We start from the raw sequence: 26050 nt of genomic DNA, 5'->3' as shown, positions 1-26050 counted from the left end.
TTGGGAGCTTAGACGACCACCAGCGCACCGACCGGCCACACAACGTGCCGAACACGGTTAGCTACGTCTGCTTCCGAAGGTGTACGAAGCCGAAGAGCGAGATCGCGCTCAAACGATGTCATCATGGGCTCGATATCACCGCAAACTGGATCTTTGACACGCACGGCAGTCGCGAGCTCGCGGATTAAGCTGGCTTGAGCACTGGGGCTTAACTCCGTAGCGTCTTCCAGCGTAATTAAAAAACTATGGAGGGATAGCTTCTCTTCTGCTGCGCGCGCCTGTTCAAAGCGAATAGTTTGCCGAAGAAAACAAAGTATGCCGAAGCGCGAAGTACCGAAATCGCGCTCCAATCCGCTCGGTCTATTGAGGTATCCCGCTCCACATACCTGGTCAGGTAGAAATACACTGCGAATCGTTGCCGCGACCGTTGGAAGGTTGAGGCCTAACTGATGAACTATTTCGCCGTTTACCGGATCGGGAAGTAATCCGCCGCTATCGCTGCAAACGTACAATTGGTTGTTATAGCGGAGTGTACCGATGAACTGGCTCCGCGCAACGATCTCATCATTCTCCTGCTCAAAGCTAACCAAGCTCGTCTGGGGTCCCGGTGATGCATCAGTTTGCCGAGTTAAGAACGCCTCAACATCAGCCCAGCAAGCTTCTCCGCCCCCTGTATTTTGGATTTTGTCGGCGTTAGCACGATATTCCTTGTCGAAAGTCTGCCAGGCTTTGTATCCATTCTGGACTAGTTCACCGATCTCGGCCGAGGCGGAAGCGGGGACCGGTCCTGCGCCTAGGTCGGTCATGACCCCCTCAAGTTCCTTTGGTGCTACGAGCGACATCACCCGACTAAACAGGGTCTCGAACTGTTCGGGGTCCAGTTGTCGCGCGATGAGGTGAAGCTTATCTCGAGCGATCCGATACATCTCCATTTCACGACTGCCGGAGGCCACCACGGTGTCAACCAAAATGGTTTTTCTCGATCCGAAGCGATGAACGCGGCCGATGCGTTGTTCGAGCTCCATCGGATTCCAGGGGACATCCAGATGGATAAGGCGTCGGGCTCTCTGCATATTGAGCCCTTCGCCGCCTGCACGGGATGAAACCAAAAATCGCGGTCCATTGTCGGATTGGAAAGATGCTACCTGCCGGCGGCGCTCTTCATCCGATTGGTCGCCTATAATGACGCTCGGATTCTCGCCGTACCGCTGTCTTAAGAAATCAGCGACAACGGCAATCGTTTCAACTGGTTGGGCAAACAGAACGATCTTTTCGCCTTCGGATTGGTCAATGATCGACGCGACAGCGTTCCACTTTTCATTTGCAGCAGAGCTTCGAAGTAGTTCGACTCCCTGCTTCAAGAGTTCCTCGAGAGCCGCGCTATTCGGGATCCAGTCGTCAGTGGCGGGCTCCTCCTCATCGTCAAGGGGATCCTCCTCCTTCGAAATGCCTATCTGCTTTCGCAGGCGGAGATAAAGCGAATCCAAAGATTCGTTGATCGCGCCACCACGATACGGCCTGAGCGCTGCAATTGCTGATTGGAGAATTGGGCTAGCCAAATCCCAAGTGAGGCGCCGTATCGCTAGACGAACCAGAAATCCGAGACCCGCTTGGACGCTCGACGCGGCCCATTGCAACGCTTGACCTTTCGCCCATCCTCCGGCCCGACCGCGCGCTCCTGGCACAATTGAAGCGTCGTAGAGATTGCCAACACTGTTGTACCAACCATTATAGTCGGAACCGAGCTGCACAACTGTCGGCGCCCTGATTTGCCTTACCGGAAAGAGCGGACGTCCCTTCCAATCGCGGACCATATCTTTGGAACGAAAAATGACCCGCCCACGTGCCGATTGAATGTCGTGCTTTTCATCAGCCAACAATCGAAGCAAATTCTTAAAGCGAGCTTCGCTGCCCTGATGGGGGGTGCCGCTCATCAGTATCAATCGGCCGTCAGGGGGAAGGCTTTGCGAGAGCTGGTCCACGAGCCTAAATGATTGCGTTGGCTTGCCGCCGCCAATTCCCCAATCGGAAAGATGATGGCACTCGTCTACGACGAGGACGTCCCAGGGGCCGGCTTCCACTATTCGACGTGCATTTTCGCCAAAAACCGCTTTGTGAATGCTGGCGACGATGACGCGATCAGTGCCCAAACGTGCGTCCGAAGCGGAGCCTGCGACCCAAATTCTCGCATCGAGGTCAAGCTTGTCCCGAAATTCTGACGCAACATTTTGGACCAGGCGGGCAGGGGCAAGATAGAGTATCCGCAACAGCGGTCGCTCCTCCGTCAAACGCTTGATGATGAGGCCCGCCTCAATTGTCTTACCGAGGCCGACTTCGTCTGCAATAAGTACGCGACGAAGGTTCGCGTCCTCGAGGACATGCTGCACCAAGCTAACCTGGTGCATGAGGGTCGCCGCTTTTCTGGCGTCTAGACGGCGTTGGGGATCTTCGGCCGCAAGGAAAGTGGCGACCATCCGCGCCAATGTTCTTTGCGTGAGACCGAGCCAGCTTTCTTCTTTTGGACCCGCCAACAATAACTCGGCGGGCGAGAGAACGGACTCTACACGTCGCCCATCTACTCCCGACTCGACCAACGGGACAGCGCTATCGGAGCCAAGCAGCCTCCGGGGAGGAGCAGCGAGGTCAAAGGCTTTAAATCCAAAATCGTCGATTTCTCGGATAACGCCGCGGAGTTGCCCGTTGTAAGTTGCTAGAAGCTGGCTACTGCGCATGGGCGTCGGCAGATTGGCCGGCATTGCCAGATTGGGGTAGGGAGCGCATTAGGGATGCGAGTTTCGTTAGGATCGCCTCTCTTTCTCTTTCACTCTTTTGTTCGATCTCTTGTTTTTCACGCTGTAGTATCAAGTCTGCCGTTTGGATCAGTGGATCTCCTAGTCCGTCAAAAGCAGATTTGATATCTGATCGAACGATCGCGAAATTGTCTTCGAGTATTCTTACCGCGGGCTTTTCGGCTGACTTGGTTGCCTGCCTTGCGAGTTCCTCGAACAAGTTCAGGATACGATCTTTGACACCCCGCCCGATGTCGTCGCCGTTCGCAACGAACTTCTCACATTCTCTCTTAATGGGCGGCCGAACAACGTCCATAATCCTAGTCTTAACAAGTTGGCGCAGATCCCCGACCGCTTCCTTGCCTGCCTGCGTCATCTGAGCCGCGTTACGCGCAATTCGCTGCTTCAGTTGATTTAGTTCTTCGGCCTGGGAGTTCGCGGTCTTGCTGTTCGCCCATTCGCAGAACTCTTCGACGATTTTCACTTCGTCGCTGGCGAACTGAGCTGTGCGCTTTCTAACTTCCGTAAGAAGCTTGGTACTCCAAACGCCAGCCATCGGCTCCTGAAATCGACCGGCAATATCCTCAGGCAGATTTATTGGGCGCGTCCCAATAAACGCTCCGCCACGACGTACCGCAGCCCGCAGGGTTGCCCAGTGGGCGGTCTTTAGTCTTCTGAGAAAAACCCTTACGTCTTGTTCGGCGGCATCTCTGGCTTCTGCAACAAGATACTTAATTTGGGTTTGGGAGGTGGTTTCAAGGAACTCCCGAAATGCGCCAACCCGAAGGTCGCGCTCCCTCCTTTTCTCTTGGACGAAATCCTGGAGTTCCTTTTCAAGAGCTTCCGTTATTGCGGCCGCACGGGCTCGGTCCGTCCATAACGTTTCAAGTCGCTTCAATTCTCCGCTAATGGCTTCGCGGAGACGATCCGCAACACCATTGATGCTATTGTAAAGTGCCCACCGCTCAGTTTGAGCTATCCCTTCCAGTCGAGCCCGCAAATCGGGTATTCCGGTTTCTTGATCAGAACGGAGAAATGCTCGATCCTCGTCATCATCCAACAGCAGCTTTCGGTATTCGGGGGCAGAGACCGGATGAATTTCGAGATCGCTCAAGAGCGTTTCCCGCGCTTTTGAACGGGCTTGTTCGAGGGCTTGATTCGTCGAGCCGGTCAAACTTGCCAGCTGCTCTGTGATTTGCGCCTTCATTCGCAATTTAAAGTCAGCGACCAGCCGAGCGTAGATATCTCTCCGCTTCGGACGCGGCGAAACATCTTGAGTGTTGCGATATTCTTCCGATGCAACGTCATCGACCTTAGTAACCGCAATCACAAGCTTGCAAGGATCGCTGTTCGGATCGTCGGCTGCGCCGACGAGACGATCCCAATAACCACTCGATCGTAAGAGCTCGACTGTTTCGCCCGTAGGGCCTGCTCGATCAACGGTCAAAATGACCGCACGCGCTTTATCACGAATGAATTTTTGAGTGATCTGGCGATACGAATCTCGGGCGATGCCTACGCCTGGCAAGTCCACAAGGATGACACCGGCATTCAGGAGGTCCGAGGGCCACCCAACTTCAACCTGCTCCACGAGAGGAGCGAGGAAGCCAGCTGCGTGGTCCCATAGTTCGGACTGAAATGGCTTTCCATCCTGAGCGGAACGTTCATAGGGTCTGCCGGTCTCGGCCAGCTCGAGCGCGTTCTGCACCCGTCGGATTCGATCGGCGTCGTCGGACGTAAAGTCGGTCGCCCATTGTGGTTTATAGCCGCAAGCGGTTCTCAGGGCATCGATCAGATAGGGAATGCCCCGCGTCTTGAATTGATCGCCCGTAACGATTTGTTGGGCTTGCTTGACCAGGCTCGAAGCACGGGATTCGGATTTATCGCCCTCTGCGTCGGCATCGAGCTCGGTCTGGACGTCACTCTGTAACTCCTCATCCAGCTCTCCCACGGGCACTGCCGAACCGTGATCGCCTATGGTCGATTGATGAGACCGCTCAAGTCCAAATACGAGCTGCCAGAGCTTGGCGCGCTTGTGATAGCGGACTGAGAATTGAGGAGTAGCGCTATATTTAACTTCCGTTGCGAGGGCTGTGAGCGGACCGATGCCACCAGACGGCAAGATATGGTCTCGCCCGGCCGCCAGGGCATTGAGAAGAGTACTTTTCCCGATGCCCGAGTGACCCAAAAAGCAAGCAGTGACCGTGTAGGGCAGATGTAGGAGTCGATCGATCCGTTCCGCGTCATTATCTAGCGCCGCAAGTTGCTCGCCGGCGTGCTGTTCGAAAAAAGGACGAATGTCTGATCGATACCGACGGATCAACTCCGCGGCTTCCTGTTTTTGTTTCTCGACAGCGACACCGTTCGGCCCGCCAGTCGCATTCCCCAACTGAATACTCAATAACGCCCCACCCCAAAATCACGAGACAGCTTGTCTGCTGTTTTGTTGCCGTCGCCCATCGCTAACGACGACGATTCTGGCAGTCCATAGCGAAAGATGGCACTATTCGGGCAGCGTCGCAATCACGGCTTGCAAAAGCCCCGCCAACAATCGGGCTTGAGTTAATTAGAGTTGCTTTGAGCGGTGCCGGTGATGCCCAAAAGAATGAAACGAACCGAGCTTTACGACGCTGTCTGGTCGATGCCTTTGGGCTCGCTCGCCCCACAATTCGGCATTTCCGACGTCGGCCTGAAAAAGACCTGCGCGAAATTCGATATCCCGGTCCCGGAGCGGGGCTATTGGGCGAGACGCCAGGCGGGCAAGCCGACTACCCAGGTTTCGTTGCCGGTCAGGGCTGCCGGAATGGATGATCAGATCGTCGTTGGTGGCCGCAATCGCTACGGCTACGGCCAGCTTACCGAAGAGGAGATTCTCGGCCCGCTTCCGGAGCCGCCTTCATTTCCAGAAGACCTCGCGCTGGTTCGCGACCGTGCCAGAAAGATCATCGGCAGGGTTAGCGTCCCCAAGGCGCTTTCCGCACCGCATCCGGCCATCGCGCGGCTAATTGCGCAGGATGACGTCCGTCGGCAGAAGCAGGCGGCCAGCACCTACACCTTCTCCTGGGAAACCCCGCTTTTCGATAGTCCGTTGGAGCAGCGTCGGTTGCGGCTTCTCAACACGCTCTTCCTGGCAGTAGCCAGATGTGGTGGTAAAGCGGAGGTGAGGGGCCGCGAGGCCCGCGACGTCCTCATTGCCATCCATCAGACCAATCTCGCCGTTTCGCTCGACCGGCCGCCCAAGGGACGCGGCAAAGACGTGGGTAAGGGCGCCGGCCGATCGGACCCGCTGCGCTTTGCCATCCTGGTCGGATACGGCGGTGAACAGGAGCGGGCGGCCTGGCAGGACGATGAGCGGGGTCGCCTGGAGAGCCTCATTCAGGAGATGGCAATTGAGGTCGTCACCTCAGCTGAGGTCAGCTACCGAGAAAGCTGTATCAGGCAATTTGAATGGCGGGTGAGCCGCAAGGCCCAGATCGAACAGGACCGTCGGAATCGTCAACTGCAGATTGAGCACGAAGAGCGAGAGCGGCAGCAACAGCTCGAACAGGCAAAAATTGATCGTCTACTCAATGAGGCTGCCTCGCTGCGACAGTCGATGGACATTCGTGCCTATGTTGAGGCGGTGAAGAGCATCGTAATGGGCGACACCAACTCGATTTCAGTGGCGGAGACTGAACGCTGGGCGAATTGGGCACTTGCGCAGGCCGATCGCATCGATCCCGTGAGAACCGCCCGTTTTCTCAACACTTTGGACAAAAGTGACGACAACAAATAAACGTGGGGTAATATGTGGGGTGGTGGACAACAGATTGTAATAATGTTGTTATTTCAATAGGTTGTAATGGCGATTGGCGGAAAGGGTGGGATTCGAACCCACGGTACCCTTGCAGGCACGGCGGTTTTCAAGACCGCTGCCTTAAACCACTCGGCCACCTTTCCGTCGTGGGACAGCGCTTAGCAAAGCGGCCTGCCGAGGGAAAGAGAGGATTGCGGCGGGGCGGCTGTCCGGGGCTGAAATCATCGGTGCGGGGATTCCCTTGGGCCGGTCGGTGCCGGGCGCCGGGCGTGCTAAGCAAAGCCTGACGATTCTGAGGACGGAGACCATCATGGCAAACCCGACACCGCGCGCCGACGCCTTGCGTGCGATGCGCGAGGCCAAATTCGAAGCCGCGCAGCGGCTGATCAAGGAGGCCAGCAAGGCCGCCGCGCTCGCGGAGAGCAAGCCCGCGCCTGCGGCGAAGAAGGGGGCTGCCGGGAAGCCGGCTATCGAGGTTCTGGCGGTCGAGACGCAGGGGTCAGGGCCTCAGGCTGCGGATGTGGCGCCGGTCGAAGCTCCGGTTGCCGAAGCCAAACCTGCAAAGATCAAGGCACCTAAAGAAAAGCCGGCCAAGGCAGAGGCGGCCAAGGGCGCTGCCAAAAAGACCGCCACCAAAAAGAGTTCCACCAAGAAGGACTAGCGGCCAGCGGCATTCCGCCCGGAAAGCAGGGCGGACCGAGCCTAGATTTCGCCTGAGATCGCGCCTATATCTGGTTCGTCGCAAGACGATGGCGCTGAACCTCTCAATGGACTGCGGGCAGACCCGGGGGCAGTACCCGGCGCCTCCACCTCAGCAGCTCGCGATCTCATCCAGGTGAGGTCGATTTCGCCGGATGGTGAAATGCACGGGCTGCTCAGGCGGGGGCGAAACAGGATCGATGGCCGCGAAGAAGTTGTGAATTGTGCTCGGCATGATACCGCCGTTATCGGGTCAAAACCTAAATGCAAACGATAACGTTCGCATGAACGAAGTGCGCCTCGCGGCGTAACCGTTCGGGGTAGGTCCACCTTGCAACAGAACGGCCATGGCCGCGTCAACCTTCGGGTTGGCGCGGCTTTTAATTTGCCTAGGCTTCTAGTTTGCGGTGTCGGAGAATGGCGCTTCCGTGCGCTCAGTGCCTGGTCTTGCCGGTCTGTAGGAACGGCTGCCGCGCATTTTCGTGTTTCTGATAGAGTTCGAGCCAGCGCCGGTCTTCGGCATGGGCCCATTGTTCTAGCGAGATTCCAGGCGGGCGGCCGTGACCGATGGTGCCGTCGAGGCGGGTGAATTCCGCAGTCTCTTCCACGGTCAGCCCGATCAGCACCCGGATGCCCTGGTCATTCAACTCATAGCTGTCGTCATCGTCGATCATGCCGGCAATTGAGCAAGGCTGCAGATGCGGTCAATGCAATTACCGGTTTAACCTAACCAATCAACCTTACCGGCAGCATGTGCGTCTGATCGTCGGCAGGTATCCATCGTCACGATGCGATGGGGTCCAGCTTGGCTGCCGCTCACTCCGCGTCATTACGAAGCGCCGCGCGCCGAGGCTATGCTTGCCGTGGACGCACAAATTATAGCCGAAGCCACGACGCAATTTTAACAGAATGCATGCTCACATTCAGTGTCGTTCGGTCGATGCAATGGAGCAGGCAATGGCACGCAATTTCGGCGTTCCCCGACAGTTCCGCCCGCGGGCGCAGGCGCCCGTCTGGCCGCTATGGGTGATGGCTTTCGCGGTCGTCACCGTGATCAATGCAGCGACATTCCTTCCGCACTAGTGGGAGCAGGTGGCTGCTCACTCGACGTTGCAGCATTCGGCAGGCGCCAGGACCCGAGCACATAGAGCTTCATGCTGTTGTGGAAGCGCGATGTGACCACGGTGAAGATCGCTTGTGGATGTTCGGCCCAGATCGCGATCTGGTAGAGCGTCACGATCAGGTGGCCATCGCGAAACCTGTACTCTCCCGCACCGGTGATCCCACCGCAGTCCGTCCTTGAAACGTCCATCTCCATCCCCAACATCCCGCCGCAAGAGTCCCGCCAGGAATCGCGTCAGCGCATTCTGCTATCAGATCAAGATCGTGCGCGATCGTTCAACTAACAAATAGTTGAAACAGACGGGGGGGGCGAGTTGCGGAAATTAATCTCCGTTAGCGGCGGGCCGCAAATTCAAAACAAACCGCAGCGGGGATCTTAAAAATCATCATGTATTGCTGTGCCCAACGAGAATGCCGGGGGCTTTGTGGTGATCGAGACCTTGTTGTTGCTGAGTGTTGTTGCCGGTGTCGGCGGCCTGCTGGTGCAGGTCTATCGCTGGCGTCAGGACGTGCTGTACGGCCCGTATATCCGCCGCGAGTGGTACGATTGATCGTGCGAGACGTAATTTGGGGGAGAACTCCGCGCGCCGTGGCGGCGCGGGGAGTGATGATGGATCGTCAGGTCGTCACTTCAGTGACGAGTTGATCGACGTGAACTTGCCATTGAGCTTGGTGCCCATGCCGTTGACGACGGCTATGATGGCCAGGGCAATGCCGGCAGCGATCAGTCCATATTCGATGGCCGTGGCGCCGGATTCGTCTGCGATAAATCGCTTGATGAGGTTTTTCATAGTGAACGGACGCTATAGGCCCCGTCTGAATCCTGGGTAAATACGTACGTCCCGATCCCGCAAAAAATAGCTTTTCCCGGAAGTAGTTAGGCACAGTTACGGTGGCATTTCACCGGACAGCGCAAACCCTTACGCGCGGTGTGTGCAGCGCGAGATGATCACCCGTTGTACGGGCCAAAATACGACATCCTCTGTTTACCATACCGGGGCTCTCCCCATTTCCGCCGCGATCCGGCTGCGATATATTCACCACTTGATGCGGAAGTGGTTCGCATCGGGGATTTTGGCCGTGGGGATGCCCGGAGATGGGCAGGCGGCCGTTGGAATGGTATTGGGGCGTATGGGGATTCGTGGGTCAAACCGACTCGGCCAGGCTGTTCAGGCAGCAGCGGCCATCAGCGCCTGTCTGGCGCTGGCTAATTGTTCCTCCTCCACCACTAGCTTCAGCCGCCTCGATCCGAAATATGGCGTCTCGAGCAGTCCTCGGGTCGTCGGGATGGGCGAGCCGGTTCCCAAGGGCGGCGGCACCTACCGTGTCGGCAAGCCCTACACCGTCGCCGGCAAGCTCTATGTGCCGGAAGAAAACATCAATTACCGCGCTGAGGGCATCGCCTCCTGGTATGGCGACGCGTTCCATGGCCGTCTGACCGCCAATGGCGAAGTGTTCGACATGGCCTCGCTCACCGCGGCCCATCCGACGCTGCCGATCCCGAGCTATGCCCGCGTAACCAACGTCTATAACGGCAAGTCGCTGATCGTTCGCGTCAACGATCGCGGCCCGTATCACGGCAACCGCCTGATCGACGTCTCGAACAAGGCCGCCGAACTGCTCGAATTCAAAGGCAACGGCACCGCCAAGGTCCGCGTCGAATATGTCGGCCGCGCGCCGCTGGAAGGGTCGGACGATCGCCAGCTCGTTGCCACGCTGCGCACCGGTGAGCCGGCACCGTCGCCGTCGCTGGTGCGTGTCGCCTCGGCGCGCTCCTTCGTGCCCGACATGCAGGGTGGTCGCGTCGTCTCCCGCGATATTCCTCTGCCGGAGGGCCGCCCGTATTCGCTCGGCAATACCTCGGCCGATATGGCGTCGATCCGTTCGACGTCGGAAATGTCGGCGTCCAGTCGCATGCGCACGGCATCGGCGCCGCGGATGACCGAGAACCATCGCGCGGTGTCATATGAGAGCAACGCCGCTTATGCTGCGCCTGCCGAGCCGGATGACGGCACGGTCGATGCGCGCGGCGCCCAGGCGATCCTGTCCGGCCGCGGTCTCTACTAAACCGGTTCGTCGTTCACGACAGACACCAGACGGGCGCAGCATGGCGTCCTGATCTGCGTTGCACCTTCGCGTTGTTTGCCATCGGTGATCCTGTTAAGACCTGAGCACTCAGGACAGCACATGGCATCTGGCTCCATCCCCTTGAAACGACCGCAATTCGCCGCGCGGAGCTGGCGGACGCTTCTGGCTGCCCTGGTGACGTTTGGCGTCGCCTTCGGCCCAACAGCGCAGGCTGCGAACCAGAGCGTGCAGGGCGCCAAGAAGGTCGTCGAGGACGGCGGTTACGACACCGATGCGCCGACCGCGATCCTGATCGAGGCCGGCTCCGGCAGCGTGCTGTTCGAGAAGAATGCCGACGAGCTCCGCGCGCCCTCCAGCATGATGAAGCTGATGACCGTCGAACTGGTGTTCGACGCGCTGACCCGCGGTGATATCAAGCTCACGGACGAATACCGCGTCAGCGAGAATTCCTGGCGCAAGGGCGGCGCGCCGGCCGGCGCATCGACCATGTTCGCCGCGATCAACAGCCGTGTGCCGGTCGCCGATCTCTTGCGCGGGGCCATCATCCAGAGCGGCAACGACTCTTGCATGATCCTGGCGGAGGGCATTGCAGGCGGCGAGGCGGCCTTTGCCGAGAAGATGACGGCACGGGCGCGGGCGCTGGGCATGCCGAAATCCACCTTCGCCAATTCCAACGGTTTGCCGGACCCCGGCAACAAGATGACGGTGCGCGAGCTCGGTGTTCTCGCCCGCCACATCGTCCGCACCTATCCTGAATTCTACAAGCTGTTCGGCGAGCGCGAATTCACCTGGAACAAGATCCGCCAGCAGAACCGCAATCCGTTGCTGGCGACGCTGGACGGCGCTGACGGTTTCAAGACCGGTTACACCAAGGACGGCGGCTACGGGATGGTCGGTTCGGCCATTCGCGACGGCATGCGGCTGATCGTGGTGATCAACGGTCTGGACGATCCGGACGATCGTGCGACTGAAGCGAAGAAGCTGCTGGAGTGGGGTTTCAGGAATTTCGAGGCGCGTACGCTGTTCGCGGCCGACCAGACCGTCGGCTTCGCCAAGGTGTTCGGAGGCGAGAGCCGTTCGGTCGCGCTCTCGGCCAAGGAGCCGGTCAAGGTGATGGTGCAGAAGAACGGCACCGACAAGCTGATCGCCCGCGTCGTCTATAAGGGCCCTGTGCGTGCACCCATCGAGCCCGGTCAGCCGGTCGGCGTCATCAAGGTCTGGCGCGGCGCCAACATCGCTGTCGAGACGCCGCTCTATACGGCGGCGGCCGTCGGCACCGGATCGACCATGCGGCGCGCGGTCGATGGCGCCGGTGAACTGGTGATCGGGCTGTTCCGCGCCGGCGCCGAGAAGCTCTGAGATGGCGGATACGCACACGACATCGCCGCCGCGCGGCCGCTTCGTCAGTTTTGAGGGCGGCGAGGGCGCCGGCAAATCAACGCAGATCAAGATTCTGGCCGACCGGCTAGAGGCCGAAGGCAAGCGCGTCATCGTCACCCGCGAGCCCGGCGGTTCGCCCGGTGCCGAGATCATCCGTCATGTGGTGCTGTCCGGCATGGGCAAGCTGCTCGGCCCCGAAGCCGAGACGCTGCTGTTTGCCGCCGCGCGCGACGACCATGTCCATGCGGTGATTGCGCCGGCGCTGGAGCAGGGCATCTGGGTGCTGTGCGACCGTTTCTCGGATTCGACGCGGGCCTATCAGGGCCGACTTGGGCATGTCTCGCCGGAACTGCTCAATGCGATGGAGCGCGTCACCATCGGACGGCTCAAACCGGATCTCACCGTCATTCTCGATATCCCGGTGTCGATCGGCATGCGACGCGCAGCAGCGCGGCGTGGCAATGATGTGCCCGATAGATTCGAGGCCGAGGGCATCGCCTTTCATCAGGGGCTGCGTGACGCGTTCAGGCAGATCGCAGCCGATGAACCGCAACGCTGCGTACTGATCGACGCCAATGCAGATTCAAAGATCGTATCGAACAATATCTGGGGCGTGTTGCGCCGACGCCTTCTAACGCCGTCGAACTACGAGGTCACTTCGGCATGAGCGCAAAGTCGTCCGAGCAAACGATCTCGGTTCCGCATCCGCGCGAGACGACCGCGCTGTTCGGTCATCAGGATGCCGAGGCCACGCTGCTCAACGCCTATCGCGGCGGCCGCATTCCGCATGCCTGGCTGATTGGCGGCCCGCAGGGCATCGGCAAGGCGACTTTGGCCTATCGCATGGCGCGTTTCGTGCTGGCGCATCGCGATCCCGCATCACCGCAAGTGCAATCCGCAACATTGCTCGGTCTCGATCCGATGCATCCGATCGTGCGCCAGGTCGCCGCCGAATCCCATGGCGGGCTGCTGACGCTGGAACGCTCGCTCAACGACAAGGGCGTGATGCGCACGGTCATCACCGTCGATGAGACCCGGCAGACCGTGTCGTTCTTCGGCTCGACCGCCGCCGTCGACGGCTGGCGCGTCTGCATCGTCGACACCGTCGATGAGCTGAACGCCAATGCTGCCAACGCGCTGCTGAAGGTGCTTGAAGAGCCGCCGTTGCGCTCGCTGTTCCTGCTGGTGACACATGCGCAGGCGCGCGTGTTGCCGACCATCCAGTCGCGCTGTCGCAAGCTGGCGCTGCGTCCGCTTTCCGTCGCCGACGTTACCCGCGCCACGTCGCAGGCCGCCGAGATCGAAACCAGCGATCCCTTGCTCAAAGAGGTCGCGGAAGCCTCAGAGGGTAGTGTTTCCCGTGCTCTCAATCTGCTCGGCGGCGGTGCGCTGAAACTGCACCAGCGCACCGCCTCGCTGCTGAATACGCTGCCCCATGTCGACCCACGCGAGCTGCATGCGCTGGGTGATGCGCTGGGGACCAGTGACCGTGTCGCGCTCGGCGCCTTTGTCGACAGTGTCGACCGCTGGATCGGCGAGCGCATGCGGGCCGATGACGCCAATGCCAACGCCAATCTGCCCCGCCTTGCGCGGCTGGCGGAGGTATGGGAAAAGATCAACCGAGCCGCGCGCGAGACCGAATCCTACAATCTCGAGCGAAAACCGCTGGTTTTCTCGGTGTTTGGACTGCTCGCGGAAGCAATGCGCTGATCGCTGCGAGACTGGTTTCAGCCGATCCGCGCTTCACCAAGATCGTCTTATTCAAGGTCCGTAAAGTCAGCCATGACATCTGCAACCGATGCAACCCGACCGGCGTATTTTCTGACAACGCCGATCTTCTATCCCAATGGCGTGCCGCATATCGGTCATGCCTATACGGTCATGGCGACCGACACGATTGCCCGCTTCCAGAGGCTCGACGGTTACGATGTTCGTTTCCTGACCGGAACGGATGAGCATGGTCTGAAGATGCAGCAGACCGCCGTCAAGGAAGGCCTGACACCGCTCGAACTGGCAGACCGGAATTCTGCGCGTTTTCGCGAGATGGATACCGCGCTCAACATTTCCTATGACGACTACATTCGCACCACCGAGAAGCGCCATGAGCGCTCCGTTCAGGCGCTGTGGGTCGCGCTCGAGAAGGCCGGCGCGATCTATCTCGACAAATATGCCGGCTGGTATTCGGTTCGCCAGGAAGCCTATTTCGACGAAGCGGAAACGACGCTCGGCGACGATGGTGTCCGGCGTGAGCCGCTGGGCTCGCCGGTTGAGTGGACCGAGGAGGAGACCTATTTCTTCCGTTTATCCGCTTATCAGGACAAGCTGCTCGATCTGTATGCGCGTGTTCCGGATTTCGTATTGCCGCGCGAGCGCCTCAATGAAGTAACGAGCTTCGTGAAGGGCGGCCTGCAGGATCTGTCGATTTCGCGGACCACGTTCGACTGGGGCATCAAGGTGCCGGAGGCGCCCGGTCATGTGATGTATGTCTGGATCGACGCGCTCACCAACTACATCACGGCAGCCGGCTATCCGGATGTCGATGGCGACGACTTCAAGCGGTTCTGGCCTGCCAATCTGCATGTGATTGGCAAGGATATTGTTCGCTTCCACGCGGTGTACTGGCCTGCATTCCTGATGGCTGCAGGTGTCGAGGTCCCGCATCGCGTCTTCAGTCATGGATTTCTTCTCAACCGTGGTGAGAAGATGTCGAAGTCGGTCGGCAACGTGGTCGATCCGATCGGCATGGCGCAGCAATATGGCGTCGACCAGATGCGCTATTTCTTCATGCGCGAAGTCTCGTTCGGGCAGGACGGCAGCTATAATCACGAAGCCATCGTCAATCGGACCAATGCCGACCTCGCCAACGATCTCGGCAATCTCGCGCAGCGCTCGCTGTCGATGATCGCCAAGCAATATGGCGGCGTGCTGCCGGAGCCCGGCGATTTCAGCGACAACGACAAGGCCATCATGGCGCAGGCCGATGGCATGCTGGAGCTCGCACGCACCGCGATGGCAACGCAGCAGATCCATCAGGCGCTGAATGCGATCTGGGCTGTAGTTGCCGAAGCCAACCGCTATTTCGCGGGCGAGGCGCCGTGGGCGCTCGCCAAGACCGATCCGAAGAAGCAGGCCACGGTGCTCTACGTGACCGCCGAAGTCGTGCGGCAGGTCGCGATCCTGGCACAGCCGGTGATGCCAGCGTCATGTGCGAAGCTGCTCGACGTGCTCGGCATTCCCGAGGGCGAGCGCGACTTCACGGCAATTGCGACCCGCATAAAGTCTGGCACGCAACTGCCGACACCGACCGGCATATTCCCGCGCTATGTCGAGCCGCCGGCGGCGAGCTGAGTTGACGTGATGCTGGTCGATAGCCACTGCCATCTGGACTTTCCCGATTTCGCCGAGGACCTCGACGGCATCGTCGCGCGTGCCGAAGCCGCAGGCGTCGGCACGCTCGTGACCATCTCGACGCGGGTGCGCCGGCTGCCGGCGCTGCTCGCAATCGCCGATCGCTTTCCGAATGTCTATTGCTCGGTCGGCACCCATCCGCACAATGCCGACGAGGAAGACGGTATCTCCGCGGATGAGCTGATCGAACTGACAGAACATCCGAAGGTCATCGCGCTCGGCGAAGCGGGTCTTGATAACTTCTACGAACACGGCTCATCAGGCGCGCAGGAGCGCGGCTTTCGCGCCCATATCGCCGCCGCCCGCGCGACCGGATTGCCGCTGGTGATCCATACCCGCGAAGCGGATGAACAGTGCGGCGCCATTCTCGCAGACGAGATGGCGAAGGGCGCGTTCAAGGCCGTGCTGCATTGCTACACCGGCGGACGGGAGCTGGCGATGAAGGCCATCGACATGGGTCTGTCGATCTCCTTCACCGGCATCATCACCTTCAAGAAGTCACAGGAGCTGCGCGATCTCGCGGCTGAGCTTCCCGCCGACCGCATCATGGTCGAAACCGACGCGCCGTATCTGGCGCCCGGCAAATGGCGCGGCAAGCGCAACGAGCCGTCTTATGTGGTCGAAACAGCAAAGGTCCTCGCGGAAACCCGAGGCGTGTCGCTCGAAGAGCTGTCGCAGCAGACCACAGAGAACTTCTTCCGCCTGTTCAGCAAGGCATCCGCCGAGAGCGCGTCTGGCACTGGCGTGCCGGCATGACGCTCGTGCTCACCATTCTCGGCTCGGGATCCTCGGCGGGTGTGCCGCGCCCGGCGCTGGGCTGGGGCGCCTGCGATCCCGCCAATCCCAGGAATCGTCGCCGTCGTTGTTCGATGATGGCGGAGCGGATCGGGCCCGAGGGCGTCACGCGTGTGGTGATCGACACCTCGCCGGACCTGCGCGAGCAGCTCATCGACGCTGATGTCGATGACATCGATGCGGTCTTCCTGACGCACGAGCATGCGGACCAGACCCACGGCATGGACGACCTGCGCTCGGTCGTGCTGAAGCGTCGCAAGCGTATCCCGGTCTATATGAACGCCTCGACGGCGACTGATATCATGCTGCGCTTCGGCTACTGCTTTCAGTCGCCTCCCGGCAGCGACTATCCGCCGATCCTCGATCGCCTCAGCATCGAGGCCGGCGAGAGCCGAACCATCACCGGGAAGGGCGGCGACCTGACACTGACACCGTTCCTGGTCCAGCACGGCAACATCCCGGCGCTGGGCTACCGGATCGGCAACACGGCCTATACGCCCGATCTCAACGACATCCCGGAAGAGAGCTGGCTGGCGCTCGAAGGTCTCGATCTCTGGATCGTCGATGGGCTGCGCTACACGCAGCATCCCAGCCATTTCAGCATCAGTGATGCGCTGCATTGGCGCGACCGCTTCAAGCCGAAGCGGACGGTGATCACCAATATGACGGCGGATGTGGATTACGAGGCGGTAAAGGCGATACTGCCGGAGAGTGTGATCCCCGCCTATGACGGGATCAGACTGACGGTGGAATAGCCTGCGCGGCGAGCGCTTTCATGGCGGCGTTCTCAAGGATCACGACGCCGGTCTCGCGGTGATGCAAGGCGATCTCGGCAGCGATTGAACGGCCGATGTCACGCTGATCGACATTGCCGAACCGGCCCGGCACGAGTTGTCCCAGCCACTCCACCCATGCCGGAGTATGGGCGTTGCCGACGATAATGCCAGGGCGAAAGATGGCGAGGCGGGCGAAACCGACCTTGCGCAGATTGTCTTCCTTCATGCCCATGACGCGGACATAGCGAAACCGGCTTCGGGCTGTGCTCCCTACCGCAGACAGCAGGCAAAACTGCGCGATTCCGGCGTCACGGCAGCCACGCGCAAAGGCACCGACGACGCCGAGTTCAAGTTGTTTCAGTTCCTCTTCGCTCCAGCGCATCGATCCGGAACCGACACCCACGCAGCTCACGGCGCTGACGGGACCCTGGCTTAAAACTTCACGGGCAAGGGCGGCAGTGTGCTCAGCAAAGTCAGCAGCGCCGGTATCAAGAACGATGTTGCGCACGCGCGATCGCGCGGCAATGGGCTTCCTGGTGATCATCACCACTTCCCGGCATTGAGGAATTGCCAGCAGCTCCGCGACGGCTGCACCACCGACCTGCCCGGTCCCGCCAAGGACAATTGCGGCGAAGTTCTGCTCCATGAATAGACCTCTGATTAGGTGAGGGCGCGACAGGGAGCATCGCGAATGTGGGGCCTCATCCCGTAAACGACGCCGTCGATTTCACCCGATCCCGCAGCATGAATTTCTGGATCTTGCCTGTCGACGTTTTCGGGATCACGCCAAACACAACGGCCTTCGGCGTCTTGAAGCCGGGCATCTGCGCGCGACAGAACGCGATGATGTCTGCTTCCGTCGCCTCGGCATTAGTCTTTAGCTCCACGAAAGCACAGGGCACTTCGCCCCATTTGGCATCGGGCTTGGCGACCACTGCCGCGAATAGTACGGCCGGGTGTTTGTAGAGCACGTCCTCGACCTCCACCGACGAGATGTTCTCGCCGCCGGAGATGATGATGTCCTTGGAGCGATCCTTGATGGTCACATAGCCGGCAGCGTCGAGCACGCCGAGATCGCCGGTGTGGAACCAGCCGCCTTCGAACGCCTCCTTGGTGGCCTTCTCGTTCTTCAGATAGCCCTTCATCACGATATTGCCGCGGAACATGACCTCGCCGATGGTTTCGCCATCGCGCGGCACTTCCTGCATCGTTTCGGGATCGATGACGGTGACGGCTTCCTGCAGGTGATAGGGCACGCCCTGGCGGCGCTTCAGGTTGGCGCGCTCATCGGCGGGCAGGGCGTCCCAGCCGGGCTGTTCTGCGCAGACCGAGGCGGGGCCATAGACTTCGGTCAGGCCGTACACGTGAGTCAGCTTGATGCCGATCTTCTCGGCGCCCGACAGCACGGCCATCGGCGGCGGCGCGCCGGCGATCGAGCCCTGCACGAGAGGCCCGCCGGAATATACCGGCGCATCGGGCGCATTGATCAGCGTGTTGTAAACGATCGGCGCGCCGGACATGTGGGTCACGCCGTGCTCGCGCATCAGCGCGAAGATCTTGGTCGGGTCGACCTTGCGCAGGCAGACATTGACGCCGGCGCTCGCCGCCACGGTCCAGGGGAAGCACCAGCCGTTGCAGTGGAACATCGGCAGGGTCCAGAGATAGACCGGGTGCTGGCCGAGACCGGCTGCGAGAATGTTGGAGACCGCGTTGAGATAGGCACCGCGATGATGCGTCACCACGCCCTTCGGATTGCCTGTGGTCCCCGAGGTATAGCCAAGCGCGATGGCGTCCCATTCGTCGAGCGGGAAGGCGCTGGTGAAATCGGGGCTGCCTTCGGCGAGGGCGGCTTCATATTCCAGTTCCCCGATCCGCTGACCGCCGGCGAAGGAGGCGTCGTCGACATCGATCACGGTCGGCTTCGGGCCGGTCATGAGACCGAGGGCCTCGGTGATTACGCCGGAGAATTCCGGATCGACCAGCAGCAGCTTGGCGCCGCCATGGTCGAGCTGGAACGCGATGGCCGCAGCGTCGAGCCGGATGTTCAGGGCGTTGAGGACGGCGCCGGCCATGGGCACCGCGAAGTGTGCTTCGTTCATCGCCGGCAGGTTCGGCAGCATCGCCGCGACGGTGTCGCCGCGCCCGATGCCGCGGCCGGTCAGGAACGAGGCGAAGCGCCGGCAGCGCTCATAGGTTTGTGCCCAGGTGAAGCGGCGGCCCTCATAGACCGCGCTGGTAAGGTCCGGATAAACCGCCGCGCTGCGCTTGAGGAAGCTCAGCGGCGACAGTGGCACGAAGTTGGCCGGAGTCTGGTCGAGACCGATGCTATAGGCGCCTTGATCTGGGATCATTTTTGAGACTCCTATATTCAATTCAGCAAGTTATATCGGATATTTCATCTATCAGATTATCACAGAAATGATCTTCCAAAATTACGCGAGGTAATGATCATAACCTTCTGAAAGATTGTCTCTTAAAGGAATCCGATCGATATCCATGGGAAGATTGCCACGATGATCAAGCCGATCAGCAGCGCCAGCAGATAGCCGAGGATTGGCCGGATGCCTTCCGCGGGATCAACACGGCCGATGGCGCAGGCGGCATAGTAGCCCACGCCGAAGGGCGGCGCGAACAGTCCGATGCCCATGGCGAGGATGACGACCATCGCATAGTGGACCTCGTGGACGCCGACCAGCCGCGCGATCGGGAACAGCAGCGGCCCGAACAGCACGATGGCGGGGATGCCTTCCAGCACGCTGCCGAGGATCACGAAGGCGACGATGGACACCGCGATGAAGGTCGCACCGCCGCCCGGCAGGCCCGTCATGGCCGCCGCCAGCGAGCGCGAGAAGCCGGACTGGGTCAGGCCCCAGGCCATGCCGGTCGCGGTTCCGATGATCAGCAGGATTGCACCGGAGAGGCAGGCCGTATCGACCAGCATCGGCTTCAGCCGGTTCCAGTCGAACTGGCGATAGATCAACAGGCCCGCCAGCACGGCATAGACGATGCCGATGGTGGAGACCTCCGTGGCGGTCGCCACACCCTCGACCACGGCAGCGCGGATCACGAAGGGCAGCGCGATGGCCGGCACCGAGATTATGAAAGCCTTGAAGATGTCGCGCCCGGAAGCCCGTTTGACGTGGCTGAGGTCCTCGCCGCGATAGCGCCACCACACCAATGCGCCGAGTGTGATCGCCAGCACGACGCCCGGCAGCAAGCCGCCGGTGAACAGCGCCGAGATCGACACGCCGGTGACCGAGCCGATGGTGATGAGCACCAGGCTTGGCGGAATGGTTTCGGTCTGCGCACCGGTCGCCGAGAGCAGGGCGACGAGATCGCCCGGCTTGGCGCCGCGCGCCTTCATTTCCGGGAACAGCACTGGCGCTACCGCCGCCATGTCAGCAGCCTTGGAGCCGGAAATGCCGGAGACGAGATACATCGCGCCGATCAGCACGTAATGCAGGCCGCCGCGGACATGGCCGAGCAGGCTGGCGAGGAACGCCACCATGGCGCGTGCCATGCCGGTCATCTCGATCAGCAAGCCCAGGAACACAAACAACGGCACCGACAGCAGGATGAGATGGCTCATGCCCTCGTCCATGCGGCCGACCAGCACCATCATCGGGGTGTGTGTGGTCAGCGCCATATAGCCGAAGATCGCGAGGCCAAAACCGAAGGCAATCGGCACGCCGGCGAATACGCACAGCGCCACGACGCCGACGAAGAAGATGATCAGGTTGAGATTGCCGAGGGTCCGCAGCAGCGGCTCGGCAAGCCAGAACAGGCCGATGATCGCCACGACGGTGCCGAGCGCCGTCAGCACGGTGCGAACCTGGCCGTAGCGCAGCAGCCGCAGCAGCGCGAAGACGATCATCAGCGAGATGCCGACCGGCAGCGCCGCCGCGCGAAAGCTGTTGGCGATCTGCAGCGCCGGTGTCGTGATGTAGCTTTCCTCATAGGCGTATTCGAAGGAGGGAGCGACGATCATCAGGAGAAACGCGAGCGCCGCAGAGGTCCCGACGACGTCGAGAAAGGCCCACATCCGGGGACCGACCGACGCTACCAGCGCGGTCATCCGCATATGCTCGCCGCGCCGGAACGCAACGGCGGAACCGAGCATGGCGAGCCACAGGAACAGGATCGAGGACAATTCGTCCGACCAGATCAGCGGGCGGTGGAAGCCGTAACGGGCCACCACGCCGATGAACAGGATGATCACCTCCGCCACCACCAGCAGCGCCGCGGGAATCTCGACCAGATGGCCGAGCGCGCGGTCGATGGATGTCAGGATCGCGTCGCGGCGGGAGAGGGGCACCCTCTCCACGCTGGACGCCCCGCTTTCGAGGGCGGAGATGTCATGCACGGCCATAATGGTTCCGATCAGCCGAGCTTGCCGACGGCCTTCTCAAGGATGGCCCAGGCTTCGTCGCCATACTTGCCCTGCCATTCCTTGTAGAAGCCGGCCGACTTCAGCTTGTCACGGAACGGGCCGGGCTCGAGCTCATTGAAGGCCAGTCCCTTTGATTCCAGCTCGCCGCGCAGATTGGCGTTGAGCTTGGCGACGTCCTCGCGCTCCTTCATGCCGGCGGCATTGATGTTCTTGGCGACGATGTCACGCAGGTCAGCCGGCAGCTTCTCCCAGGCACGACGATTGGCCAGGAACCAGTAGCCGTCCCACATGTGGTTGGTCAGCGAGCAGAACTTCTGCACTTCATAGAACTTCGCCGTCGAGATGATCGCCAGCGGGTTCTCCTGGCCTTCGACGACCTTGGTCTGCATGGCCGAATAGACTTCGCTGATATTGATCGAGGCGGGCGCACTGTCGAACGCCTTGAACATCGAGGTCCATAGCGGCGACACCGGCACGCGGATCTTGAAGCCCTTCAGATCGTCCGGGCTCTTGATCGGCTTCGTGGACGAGGTGATTTCGCGAAAACCGTTATCCCAGATCTTGTCCATGACCACGAGATTGGCCTTGGTGATCTCCCTGCGGATATAGGCGCCGAGATCGCCGTCCATAGCCTTCCAGACCGTGTCGTAATTCGGGAAGGCGAAACCGATGCCGTTGATTGAGGCAGCAGGGACCAAGGTCGCCAGGATCAGGCCGGACAGCGTGAAGAACTCGACGCCGCCGGAGCGGATCTGGCTCAGCATGTCGGTGTCGGAGCCGAGCTGGTTGTTGGGGAATACCTGCAGGTCGACCTTGCCGTTGGTCTCGGTCTTAATCGCCGCCGACATCTCGCGGGCGCGGATGTTCATCGGATGCGTATCGGGCAGGTTATTCGCGTATTTGTAGACGTATTCCGCCTGCTGCGCGCGCGCGATGAACGGCATGCTGACGCCGCCAAATGCGGTCGCAGCGGCCGATGCCTTCAACAGAGTCCGGCGTGAAATCGTCATTTTGTTTCTCCCAACCACTTCTTTGTTTGCCTTTGTGAGGCCCAAGGGCCCTTGCCGTCTGGTCATCATGCCCGGGCTGCCCGGTCAAGCCTTTTCGCCGTGCGACCAAAGGCCAAGACCCAATAGAGGACGCCCGCGCACGGCTTTTGCACCGCGCGAATTTGTGGGAAGCATCGCGCGACTGAAGCCGCCGGCAGCCAGGACCGGTGGAGGAAACGCAAGGACAGCATATGAATAGGGATCACGGCGTAGCGATCATCACCGGCGGCGCATCGGGAATCGGTTTGGCGATCGCCAAGGCGGCCGTGGGCGAGGGCTGGAAAGTGCTGCTCGCTGACCTCACCCAGCCTGCTCTGGATGCCGCCAAGGCCCAGGTCGACGCCATCAAAGCCGGCGTGACCAAAACCGTCGTGATGGATGTCGCCAATGAAGACGCCGTGATTGCCGGACTGAAGGATTGCGAAGCCGGTTTCGGCCCGGTGCGCGGCCTGGTGAATTCTGCGGGTATCGGCCGTCAGGTGCCGTTCTTCGAGACCTCGGTGAAACTGTTTCGCGAGATCCTCGACATCAATCTGGTTGGTACCTTTGCCGTTGCCAAGGAAGCTGCGCGGCTGATGAAGGCTCATGGCGGCGGCGCCATTGTCAACGTGGCGTCGGTGTCGGGGCTGCGCGGCAATATCGAGCGCTCGGCCTACGGCGCATCCAAAGGTGGCGTCGTGACGCTGACCCAGGTGATGGCCTGCGAACTGGCGCCGCTGAAGATCCGCGTCAACGCCATTGCGCCGGGCCCGTTCGAGACGCCCATGGTGCAGGAGATGCACACGGCGGCGACGCGGGAAGGCTGGATGCAGGTGGTGCCGCAGCGGCGTTACGCCGAACCGGAGGAGGTTGCGGGTGCTGCGATGTTCCTGCTGGATGACAACAAGTCGAGCTTCGTGACGGGTCACGTTCTCAATGTCGATGGCGGCTTTGCCGCACACGGGTTGCTGCCGAAATATCCGTAGCAAGAAACTCGTCATTCCGGGGCGTGACCGCCGTTAGGCGGTCGCGAACCCGGAATCCTGATGTGTGTCACACTGCAAGATTCCCCGCCACTTCAATTGAAGTGGCTGAGGTTCGCCCGCGCAAAGATGCGCGAGCGCCCCGGAATGACGCGTGTTGTTTTGACCTAGGCCTAGCCGCCCGCCTTCGCCGCGATCAGCGCCTTCGGCATCTGCAGCCGTCGCCGGCGTGTACACCACCATGCCCAAATTCGGCTGGCCATCGACCGAAAATGTCGAATAGCTCATCGTGAATGGTCCTACGATCGGATGATTCACATGCTTCTTGCCTTCGCCATAGCTACCGACATCGTTGTCCTGCCACATGGCCGCGAAGTCGGGGCTGATCCGGCACAGTTCGTCGATCAATGTCTGGGCGCGTTGTGATGCGCCGCTGCGCGTGATGTCGGCGCGAAATGCTGCCACGGCGAAACGAGCATCATTCTCCCAGTCCGGCATCTTGGCGCGGACATTCGGACGACAGAACAGGATGCGCAGGACGTTACGGTCTTCGGGCGCTATGTTCGGATAGTCGCCAAGCACGGCCAGCGCCGGACGATTCCAGGCCACGATGTCCCAGGTTGCGTTGCGGACGACTGCAGCGCTGAACTCCATCGAATCCAGCACGCGCTGCAGCGTCGGCGTGACGATATCGGACGGCTCGTAGTGGACTTCCGGCAGCCTGTGCTGCGCCAGCAGAAACAGATGCTCGCGCTCGACTGCCGATAGTTCCAGCGCGCGTGAGATGCGGTTCAGCACATCGGCCGATGGCGCGCCGCCGCGGCCTTGTTCGAGCCATGTGTACCAGGTGGCGCTGACATTGGCGCGCTGCGCGACTTCCTCGCGCCGCAGCCCTGGCGTGCGGCGTCGCTCCGACGAAAAACCGAACGCCACGGGATCGAGCTTGGCGCGACGATCCCTGAGATAGGCGCCCAGCGGATTGGCGCTTGGGCTCTGAGATGTTTCGGCAATCGTCATGTTCAGCCTGTTAGTCGCGATACCCGTATAACGTCACGGCTTCACGCAGTGTAGCGCAGGACCGATACATCCGCGCAGTCACGAGAGGAATATCACATGCGTGTTTTCGTTACCGGCGCTTCGGGCTTTGTCGGATCTGCCATCGTTCAGGAACTGATCGGCGCCGGTCATCAGGTGCTCGGTCTCGCGCGCTCGGACGCATCCGCCAAGGCGCTGGCCGAAGTGGGTGCGCAGATCCATCGCGGCGATCTGGAAGATCTGGACAGCCTTCGGTCCGGGGCTGCCAATTCAGACGGCGTGATCCATACGGCCTTCATCCACGACTTCTCGAGGTTCAAGGAAAACTGCGCGATCGACGCGCGTGCCATCGAGACGCTTGGCGATGTGCTGGCGGGCTCCGAGCGGCCCTTGATCGTGACGTCCGGCATGGCCTTCATCGCGCCCGGACGTCTGGCGACCGAAGACATGGGCCCGTCGAGCGCGTCGCCAAGCCCGCGCTTGTCGGAGCAGGTCGCCGAACGTCTGGCGGCACGCGGCGTGCGTAGTTCGTCGGTCCGGCTGCCGCCATCGGTCCATGGCGATGGAGATCATGGCTTCGTGCCGATGCTGATCAATATCGCGCGGGAGAAGGGCGCCTCGGCCTACTTCGGCGACGGTCTCAACCGCTGGCCTGCCGCACACCGGCTGGACGTCGCCCGCCTCTATAGGCTCGTCCTCGAGCGCGGTTCCGCCGACATTCGGTATCACGCCAGCGCCGAACAAGGCGTCGTATTCCGTGAGATTGCCGAGGTCATCGGTCGGCACCTGAACCTGCCAGTCGTCTCGAAATCGCCGGCCGAAGCCGCCGATCACTTCGGCTGGTTCGCAGGCTTCGCCTCGATGGATGCGCCGGCATCCAGCGACTGGACACAACAGCAGCTGGGGTGGCGACCAACGCAGTCAGGATTGATCTCGGACCTCGATCACGTCAGATATTTCGGCGGCTGAGGCCATATATGCGCGTAATGACGTGGGGCCATAAATTGGTTCGAATGGCTGCTCGGTCAACCGGATATCGCAACAATTTGAGCTAAGTCTCTGGGATCACTATGGGATAATATATTCCATAATATATCTTATGCGAATCCGAGATGTGGCGTGTGTGGTCCCAGTTTCAGTTCTTGTCGACTCCCACATAAGATCGGCGCCGACCCCATAAGACCGACGCAGTCCCCACATAAGACCGGCACGAAATGATCCTCTGCGGATCGCCTGCATCAACTTTAGATGGTGCTCGGTACGAATCTGACAATCAGCTCGGATCGCGCCTCGTCCCTTGCTTCACGCCTGCCTAAGGTTCCGAAAGAAGGAGCCCAGCAATGAACGGTGCATACGACGGCGCGCAAACTCTCGCGATCTCCGGCGATCTCGCGGAGACGATCAAATCCTATCTGACCGTGGACACCACGGACGAGGTCTTGGATCTCGAAATCTACGAGAACCATCTGGGAGACCGTTGCGTGGCGGCAGCCGTCCAGACGGAAATCCGGGGCCAAGCCGTCGTGGAGGGCGTAATCGTCGTTGTCAGGCCGAAGCCCGAAGTCGGGGCCGATTACTACCAGGTCGATGCGTTGCCCGAAACCGAAGGTCCGTATGCCGATTTCTGTCCGGAGCGTATCCTCGACATTCTGTCGCCGACGGATAACTCGATGGCTAAAGAGTGGCGAGATCGGTGCCGGGAACGTCTGGAAAACGAAACGGGTGAGGCGCCCTCACCTTCGATGAATTGACGCGCAACCA

The 26050-nt window shown here is 60.6% G+C and carries 22 protein-coding genes, 1 tRNA gene, 1 other RNA gene and 1 pseudogene; 14 read left to right on the top strand and 11 right to left on the bottom strand.

The annotated features are described in order from the left end of the window. Nucleotides 1-8 precede the first annotated feature (8 nt). Together AB8A38_RS05355 and AB8A38_RS05350 are read right to left on the bottom strand one after the other, a co-directional pair. Nucleotides 9-2732, bottom strand: a complete 2724-nt coding sequence (locus tag AB8A38_RS05355; RefSeq protein WP_439085247.1) for a DEAD/DEAH box helicase — start codon at nt 2730-2732, stop codon at nt 9-11. Continuing rightward, nucleotides 2722-5190: a dynamin family protein gene (locus AB8A38_RS05350; RefSeq protein WP_439085246.1), complete on the bottom strand. Its 2469-nt coding sequence runs from the start codon at nt 5188-5190 to the stop codon at nt 2722-2724. The genes AB8A38_RS05355 and AB8A38_RS05350 overlap by 11 nt, the downstream gene beginning before the upstream one ends. Before the next feature lie 192 nt (nt 5191-5382). Here AB8A38_RS05350 and AB8A38_RS05345 point away from each other — a divergent pair, with 192 nt between their 5' ends. Further along, nucleotides 5383-6564 carry a hypothetical protein gene (locus AB8A38_RS05345; protein ID WP_439085245.1) on the top strand — a complete coding sequence of 394 codons (1182 nt, stop codon included), beginning with the start codon at nt 5383-5385 and terminating at the stop codon, nt 6562-6564. A 74-nt stretch (nt 6565-6638) separates the two neighbouring features. On the opposite strand, the gene AB8A38_RS05340 is transcribed toward AB8A38_RS05345, so the two are convergent. Continuing rightward, nucleotides 6639-6728 (bottom strand) — tRNA-Ser (locus tag AB8A38_RS05340). Nucleotides 6729-6895: 167 nt separating this feature from the next. On the opposite strand from AB8A38_RS05340, the gene AB8A38_RS05335 reads away from it, so the two are divergent. Together AB8A38_RS05335 and ssrA are read left to right on the top strand one after the other, a co-directional pair. After that, nucleotides 6896-7246: a hypothetical protein gene (locus AB8A38_RS05335; RefSeq protein WP_439085244.1), complete on the top strand. Its 351-nt coding sequence runs from the start codon at nt 6896-6898 to the stop codon at nt 7244-7246. Nucleotides 7247-7284: 38 nt separating this feature from the next. Beyond that, nucleotides 7285-7637, top strand: a transfer-messenger RNA (tmRNA) gene (gene ssrA, locus AB8A38_RS05330). Between the two features lie 81 nt (nt 7638-7718). Here the strand turns inward: ssrA and AB8A38_RS05325 are convergent. Continuing rightward, the gene (locus AB8A38_RS05325; protein WP_120289751.1) at nt 7719-7958 is read right to left on the bottom strand and encodes a hypothetical protein; all 240 of its coding nucleotides are present in this window, start codon (nt 7956-7958) and stop codon (nt 7719-7721) included. Nucleotides 7959-8338: 380 nt separating this feature from the next. Then, the gene (locus AB8A38_RS05320; RefSeq protein ID WP_439085243.1) at nt 8339-8596 is read right to left on the bottom strand and encodes a hypothetical protein; all 258 of its coding nucleotides are present in this window, start codon (nt 8594-8596) and stop codon (nt 8339-8341) included. 208 nt (nt 8597-8804) lie between these two features. On the opposite strand from AB8A38_RS05320, the gene AB8A38_RS05315 reads away from it, so the two are divergent. Next, nucleotides 8805-8957 (top strand): hypothetical protein, encoded by a 153-nt coding sequence (locus AB8A38_RS05315; RefSeq protein WP_158596799.1) that lies wholly within the window; start codon nt 8805-8807, stop codon nt 8955-8957. A 75-nt stretch (nt 8958-9032) separates the two neighbouring features. On the opposite strand, the gene AB8A38_RS05310 is transcribed toward AB8A38_RS05315, so the two are convergent. Continuing rightward, nucleotides 9033-9197, bottom strand: coding sequence for a Flp family type IVb pilin (locus AB8A38_RS05310; protein ID WP_439085242.1), 165 nt, complete (start codon nt 9195-9197; stop codon nt 9033-9035). Nucleotides 9198-9537: 340 nt separating this feature from the next. Here AB8A38_RS05310 and AB8A38_RS05305 point away from each other — a divergent pair, with 340 nt between their 5' ends. From AB8A38_RS05305 to AB8A38_RS05275, 7 genes are all read left to right on the top strand, one after another. Beyond that, a complete protein-coding gene (locus tag AB8A38_RS05305; RefSeq protein ID WP_315844142.1) occupies nt 9538-10473 on the top strand; it encodes a septal ring lytic transglycosylase RlpA family protein in 936 nt (311 codons plus the stop codon). Nucleotides 10474-10593: 120 nt separating this feature from the next. After that, nucleotides 10594-11853: a D-alanyl-D-alanine carboxypeptidase family protein gene (locus AB8A38_RS05300; RefSeq protein ID WP_439085241.1), complete on the top strand. Its 1260-nt coding sequence runs from the start codon at nt 10594-10596 to the stop codon at nt 11851-11853. 1 nt (nt 11854) lies between these two features. After that, nucleotides 11855-12541, top strand: coding sequence for a dTMP kinase (gene tmk, locus AB8A38_RS05295; protein ID WP_439085240.1), 687 nt, complete (start codon nt 11855-11857; stop codon nt 12539-12541). Beyond that, the gene (locus AB8A38_RS05290) at nt 12538-13584 is read left to right on the top strand and encodes a DNA polymerase III subunit delta' (protein WP_439085239.1); all 1047 of its coding nucleotides are present in this window, start codon (nt 12538-12540) and stop codon (nt 13582-13584) included. The genes tmk and AB8A38_RS05290 overlap by 4 nt, the downstream gene beginning before the upstream one ends. A 72-nt stretch (nt 13585-13656) precedes the next feature. Beyond that, entirely contained in the window at nt 13657-15222 is a 1566-nt protein-coding gene (gene metG / locus AB8A38_RS05285; RefSeq protein WP_439085238.1) for a methionine--tRNA ligase, read from the top strand. Nucleotides 15223-15231: 9 nt separating this feature from the next. Continuing rightward, the gene (locus AB8A38_RS05280; protein WP_439085237.1) at nt 15232-16038 is read left to right on the top strand and encodes a TatD family hydrolase; all 807 of its coding nucleotides are present in this window, start codon (nt 15232-15234) and stop codon (nt 16036-16038) included. Continuing rightward, complete coding sequence (locus AB8A38_RS05275; RefSeq protein WP_439085235.1) at nt 16035-16832, top strand: MBL fold metallo-hydrolase; 798 nt, start codon at nt 16035-16037, stop codon at nt 16830-16832. Before AB8A38_RS05280 ends, AB8A38_RS05275 begins: the two co-directional genes overlap by 4 nt. Here AB8A38_RS05275 and AB8A38_RS05270 read toward each other — a convergent pair. The 4 genes from AB8A38_RS05270 to AB8A38_RS05255 form a co-directional block, all read right to left on the bottom strand. Then, nucleotides 16813-17499 carry a hypothetical protein gene (locus AB8A38_RS05270; protein WP_439085233.1) on the bottom strand — a complete coding sequence of 229 codons (687 nt, stop codon included), beginning with the start codon at nt 17497-17499 and terminating at the stop codon, nt 16813-16815. The genes AB8A38_RS05275 and AB8A38_RS05270 overlap by 20 nt on opposite strands. 55 nt (nt 17500-17554) lie before the next feature. Beyond that, the gene (locus AB8A38_RS05265) at nt 17555-19204 is read right to left on the bottom strand and encodes an acyl-CoA synthetase (RefSeq protein ID WP_439085231.1); all 1650 of its coding nucleotides are present in this window, start codon (nt 19202-19204) and stop codon (nt 17555-17557) included. Nucleotides 19205-19326: 122 nt separating this feature from the next. After that, the gene (locus tag AB8A38_RS05260) at nt 19327-21222 is read right to left on the bottom strand and encodes a TRAP transporter large permease (protein ID WP_439085229.1); all 1896 of its coding nucleotides are present in this window, start codon (nt 21220-21222) and stop codon (nt 19327-19329) included. Nucleotides 21223-21233: 11 nt separating this feature from the next. Next, nucleotides 21234-22253 (bottom strand): TRAP transporter substrate-binding protein, encoded by a 1020-nt coding sequence (locus tag AB8A38_RS05255; RefSeq protein ID WP_439085227.1) that lies wholly within the window; start codon nt 22251-22253, stop codon nt 21234-21236. A 230-nt stretch (nt 22254-22483) separates the two neighbouring features. On the opposite strand from AB8A38_RS05255, the gene AB8A38_RS05250 reads away from it, so the two are divergent. Then, nucleotides 22484-23257: an SDR family NAD(P)-dependent oxidoreductase gene (locus AB8A38_RS05250; protein ID WP_439085225.1), complete on the top strand. Its 774-nt coding sequence runs from the start codon at nt 22484-22486 to the stop codon at nt 23255-23257. A 204-nt stretch (nt 23258-23461) separates the two neighbouring features. On the opposite strand, the pseudogene AB8A38_RS05245 reads toward AB8A38_RS05250, so the two are convergent. After that, a pseudogene (locus AB8A38_RS05245) lies at nt 23462-24271 on the bottom strand (helix-turn-helix transcriptional regulator); the annotation flags it as partial. Nucleotides 24272-24367: 96 nt separating this feature from the next. Between AB8A38_RS05245 and AB8A38_RS05240 the strand changes: the two are divergent. Then, complete coding sequence (locus AB8A38_RS05240; RefSeq protein WP_439085224.1) at nt 24368-25258, top strand: SDR family oxidoreductase; 891 nt, start codon at nt 24368-24370, stop codon at nt 25256-25258. Between the two features lie 371 nt (nt 25259-25629). After that, entirely contained in the window at nt 25630-26040 is a 411-nt protein-coding gene (locus AB8A38_RS05235) for a hypothetical protein (RefSeq protein ID WP_439085223.1), read from the top strand. Nucleotides 26041-26050 lie beyond the last annotated feature (10 nt).

This window comes from Tardiphaga sp. 839_C3_N1_4, from assembly GCF_051811045.1.
Taxonomy (GTDB): domain Bacteria; phylum Pseudomonadota; class Alphaproteobacteria; order Rhizobiales; family Xanthobacteraceae; genus Tardiphaga.
This window is presented reverse-complemented; position numbering and strand designations above follow the sequence as displayed.

What these genes read in the sequence shown, in the direction of transcription:
- AB8A38_RS05305 (WP_315844142.1), top strand. Translation starts at nt 9,538, where the DNA reads ATGGGGATTCGTGGGTCAAACCGACTCGGCCAGGCTGTTCAGGCAGCA.
- AB8A38_RS05355 (WP_439085247.1), bottom strand. Translation starts at nt 2,732, where the DNA reads ATGCGCAGTAGCCAGCTTCTAGCAACTTACAACGGGCAACTCCGCGGC.
- tmk (WP_439085240.1), top strand. Translation starts at nt 11,855, where the DNA reads ATGGCGGATACGCACACGACATCGCCGCCGCGCGGCCGCTTCGTCAGT.
- AB8A38_RS05345 (WP_439085245.1), top strand. Translation starts at nt 5,383, where the DNA reads ATGCCCAAAAGAATGAAACGAACCGAGCTTTACGACGCTGTCTGGTCG.
- AB8A38_RS05275 (WP_439085235.1), top strand. Translation starts at nt 16,035, where the DNA reads ATGACGCTCGTGCTCACCATTCTCGGCTCGGGATCCTCGGCGGGTGTG.
- AB8A38_RS05260 (WP_439085229.1), bottom strand. Translation starts at nt 21,222, where the DNA reads ATGGCCGTGCATGACATCTCCGCCCTCGAAAGCGGGGCGTCCAGCGTG.
- AB8A38_RS05255 (WP_439085227.1), bottom strand. Translation starts at nt 22,253, where the DNA reads ATGACGATTTCACGCCGGACTCTGTTGAAGGCATCGGCCGCTGCGACC.
- AB8A38_RS05320 (WP_439085243.1), bottom strand. Translation starts at nt 8,596, where the DNA reads ATGGACGTTTCAAGGACGGACTGCGGTGGGATCACCGGTGCGGGAGAG.
- AB8A38_RS05325 (WP_120289751.1), bottom strand. Translation starts at nt 7,958, where the DNA reads ATGATCGACGATGACGACAGCTATGAGTTGAATGACCAGGGCATCCGG.
- AB8A38_RS05270 (WP_439085233.1), bottom strand. Translation starts at nt 17,499, where the DNA reads ATGGAGCAGAACTTCGCCGCAATTGTCCTTGGCGGGACCGGGCAGGTC.
- AB8A38_RS05335 (WP_439085244.1), top strand. Translation starts at nt 6,896, where the DNA reads ATGGCAAACCCGACACCGCGCGCCGACGCCTTGCGTGCGATGCGCGAG.
- AB8A38_RS05235 (WP_439085223.1), top strand. Translation starts at nt 25,630, where the DNA reads ATGAACGGTGCATACGACGGCGCGCAAACTCTCGCGATCTCCGGCGAT.
- AB8A38_RS05300 (WP_439085241.1), top strand. Translation starts at nt 10,594, where the DNA reads ATGGCATCTGGCTCCATCCCCTTGAAACGACCGCAATTCGCCGCGCGG.
- AB8A38_RS05265 (WP_439085231.1), bottom strand. Translation starts at nt 19,204, where the DNA reads ATGATCCCAGATCAAGGCGCCTATAGCATCGGTCTCGACCAGACTCCG.
- AB8A38_RS05280 (WP_439085237.1), top strand. Translation starts at nt 15,232, where the DNA reads ATGCTGGTCGATAGCCACTGCCATCTGGACTTTCCCGATTTCGCCGAG.
- AB8A38_RS05250 (WP_439085225.1), top strand. Translation starts at nt 22,484, where the DNA reads ATGAATAGGGATCACGGCGTAGCGATCATCACCGGCGGCGCATCGGGA.
- AB8A38_RS05290 (WP_439085239.1), top strand. Translation starts at nt 12,538, where the DNA reads ATGAGCGCAAAGTCGTCCGAGCAAACGATCTCGGTTCCGCATCCGCGC.
- AB8A38_RS05240 (WP_439085224.1), top strand. Translation starts at nt 24,368, where the DNA reads ATGCGTGTTTTCGTTACCGGCGCTTCGGGCTTTGTCGGATCTGCCATC.
- metG (WP_439085238.1), top strand. Translation starts at nt 13,657, where the DNA reads ATGACATCTGCAACCGATGCAACCCGACCGGCGTATTTTCTGACAACG.
- AB8A38_RS05310 (WP_439085242.1), bottom strand. Translation starts at nt 9,197, where the DNA reads ATGAAAAACCTCATCAAGCGATTTATCGCAGACGAATCCGGCGCCACG.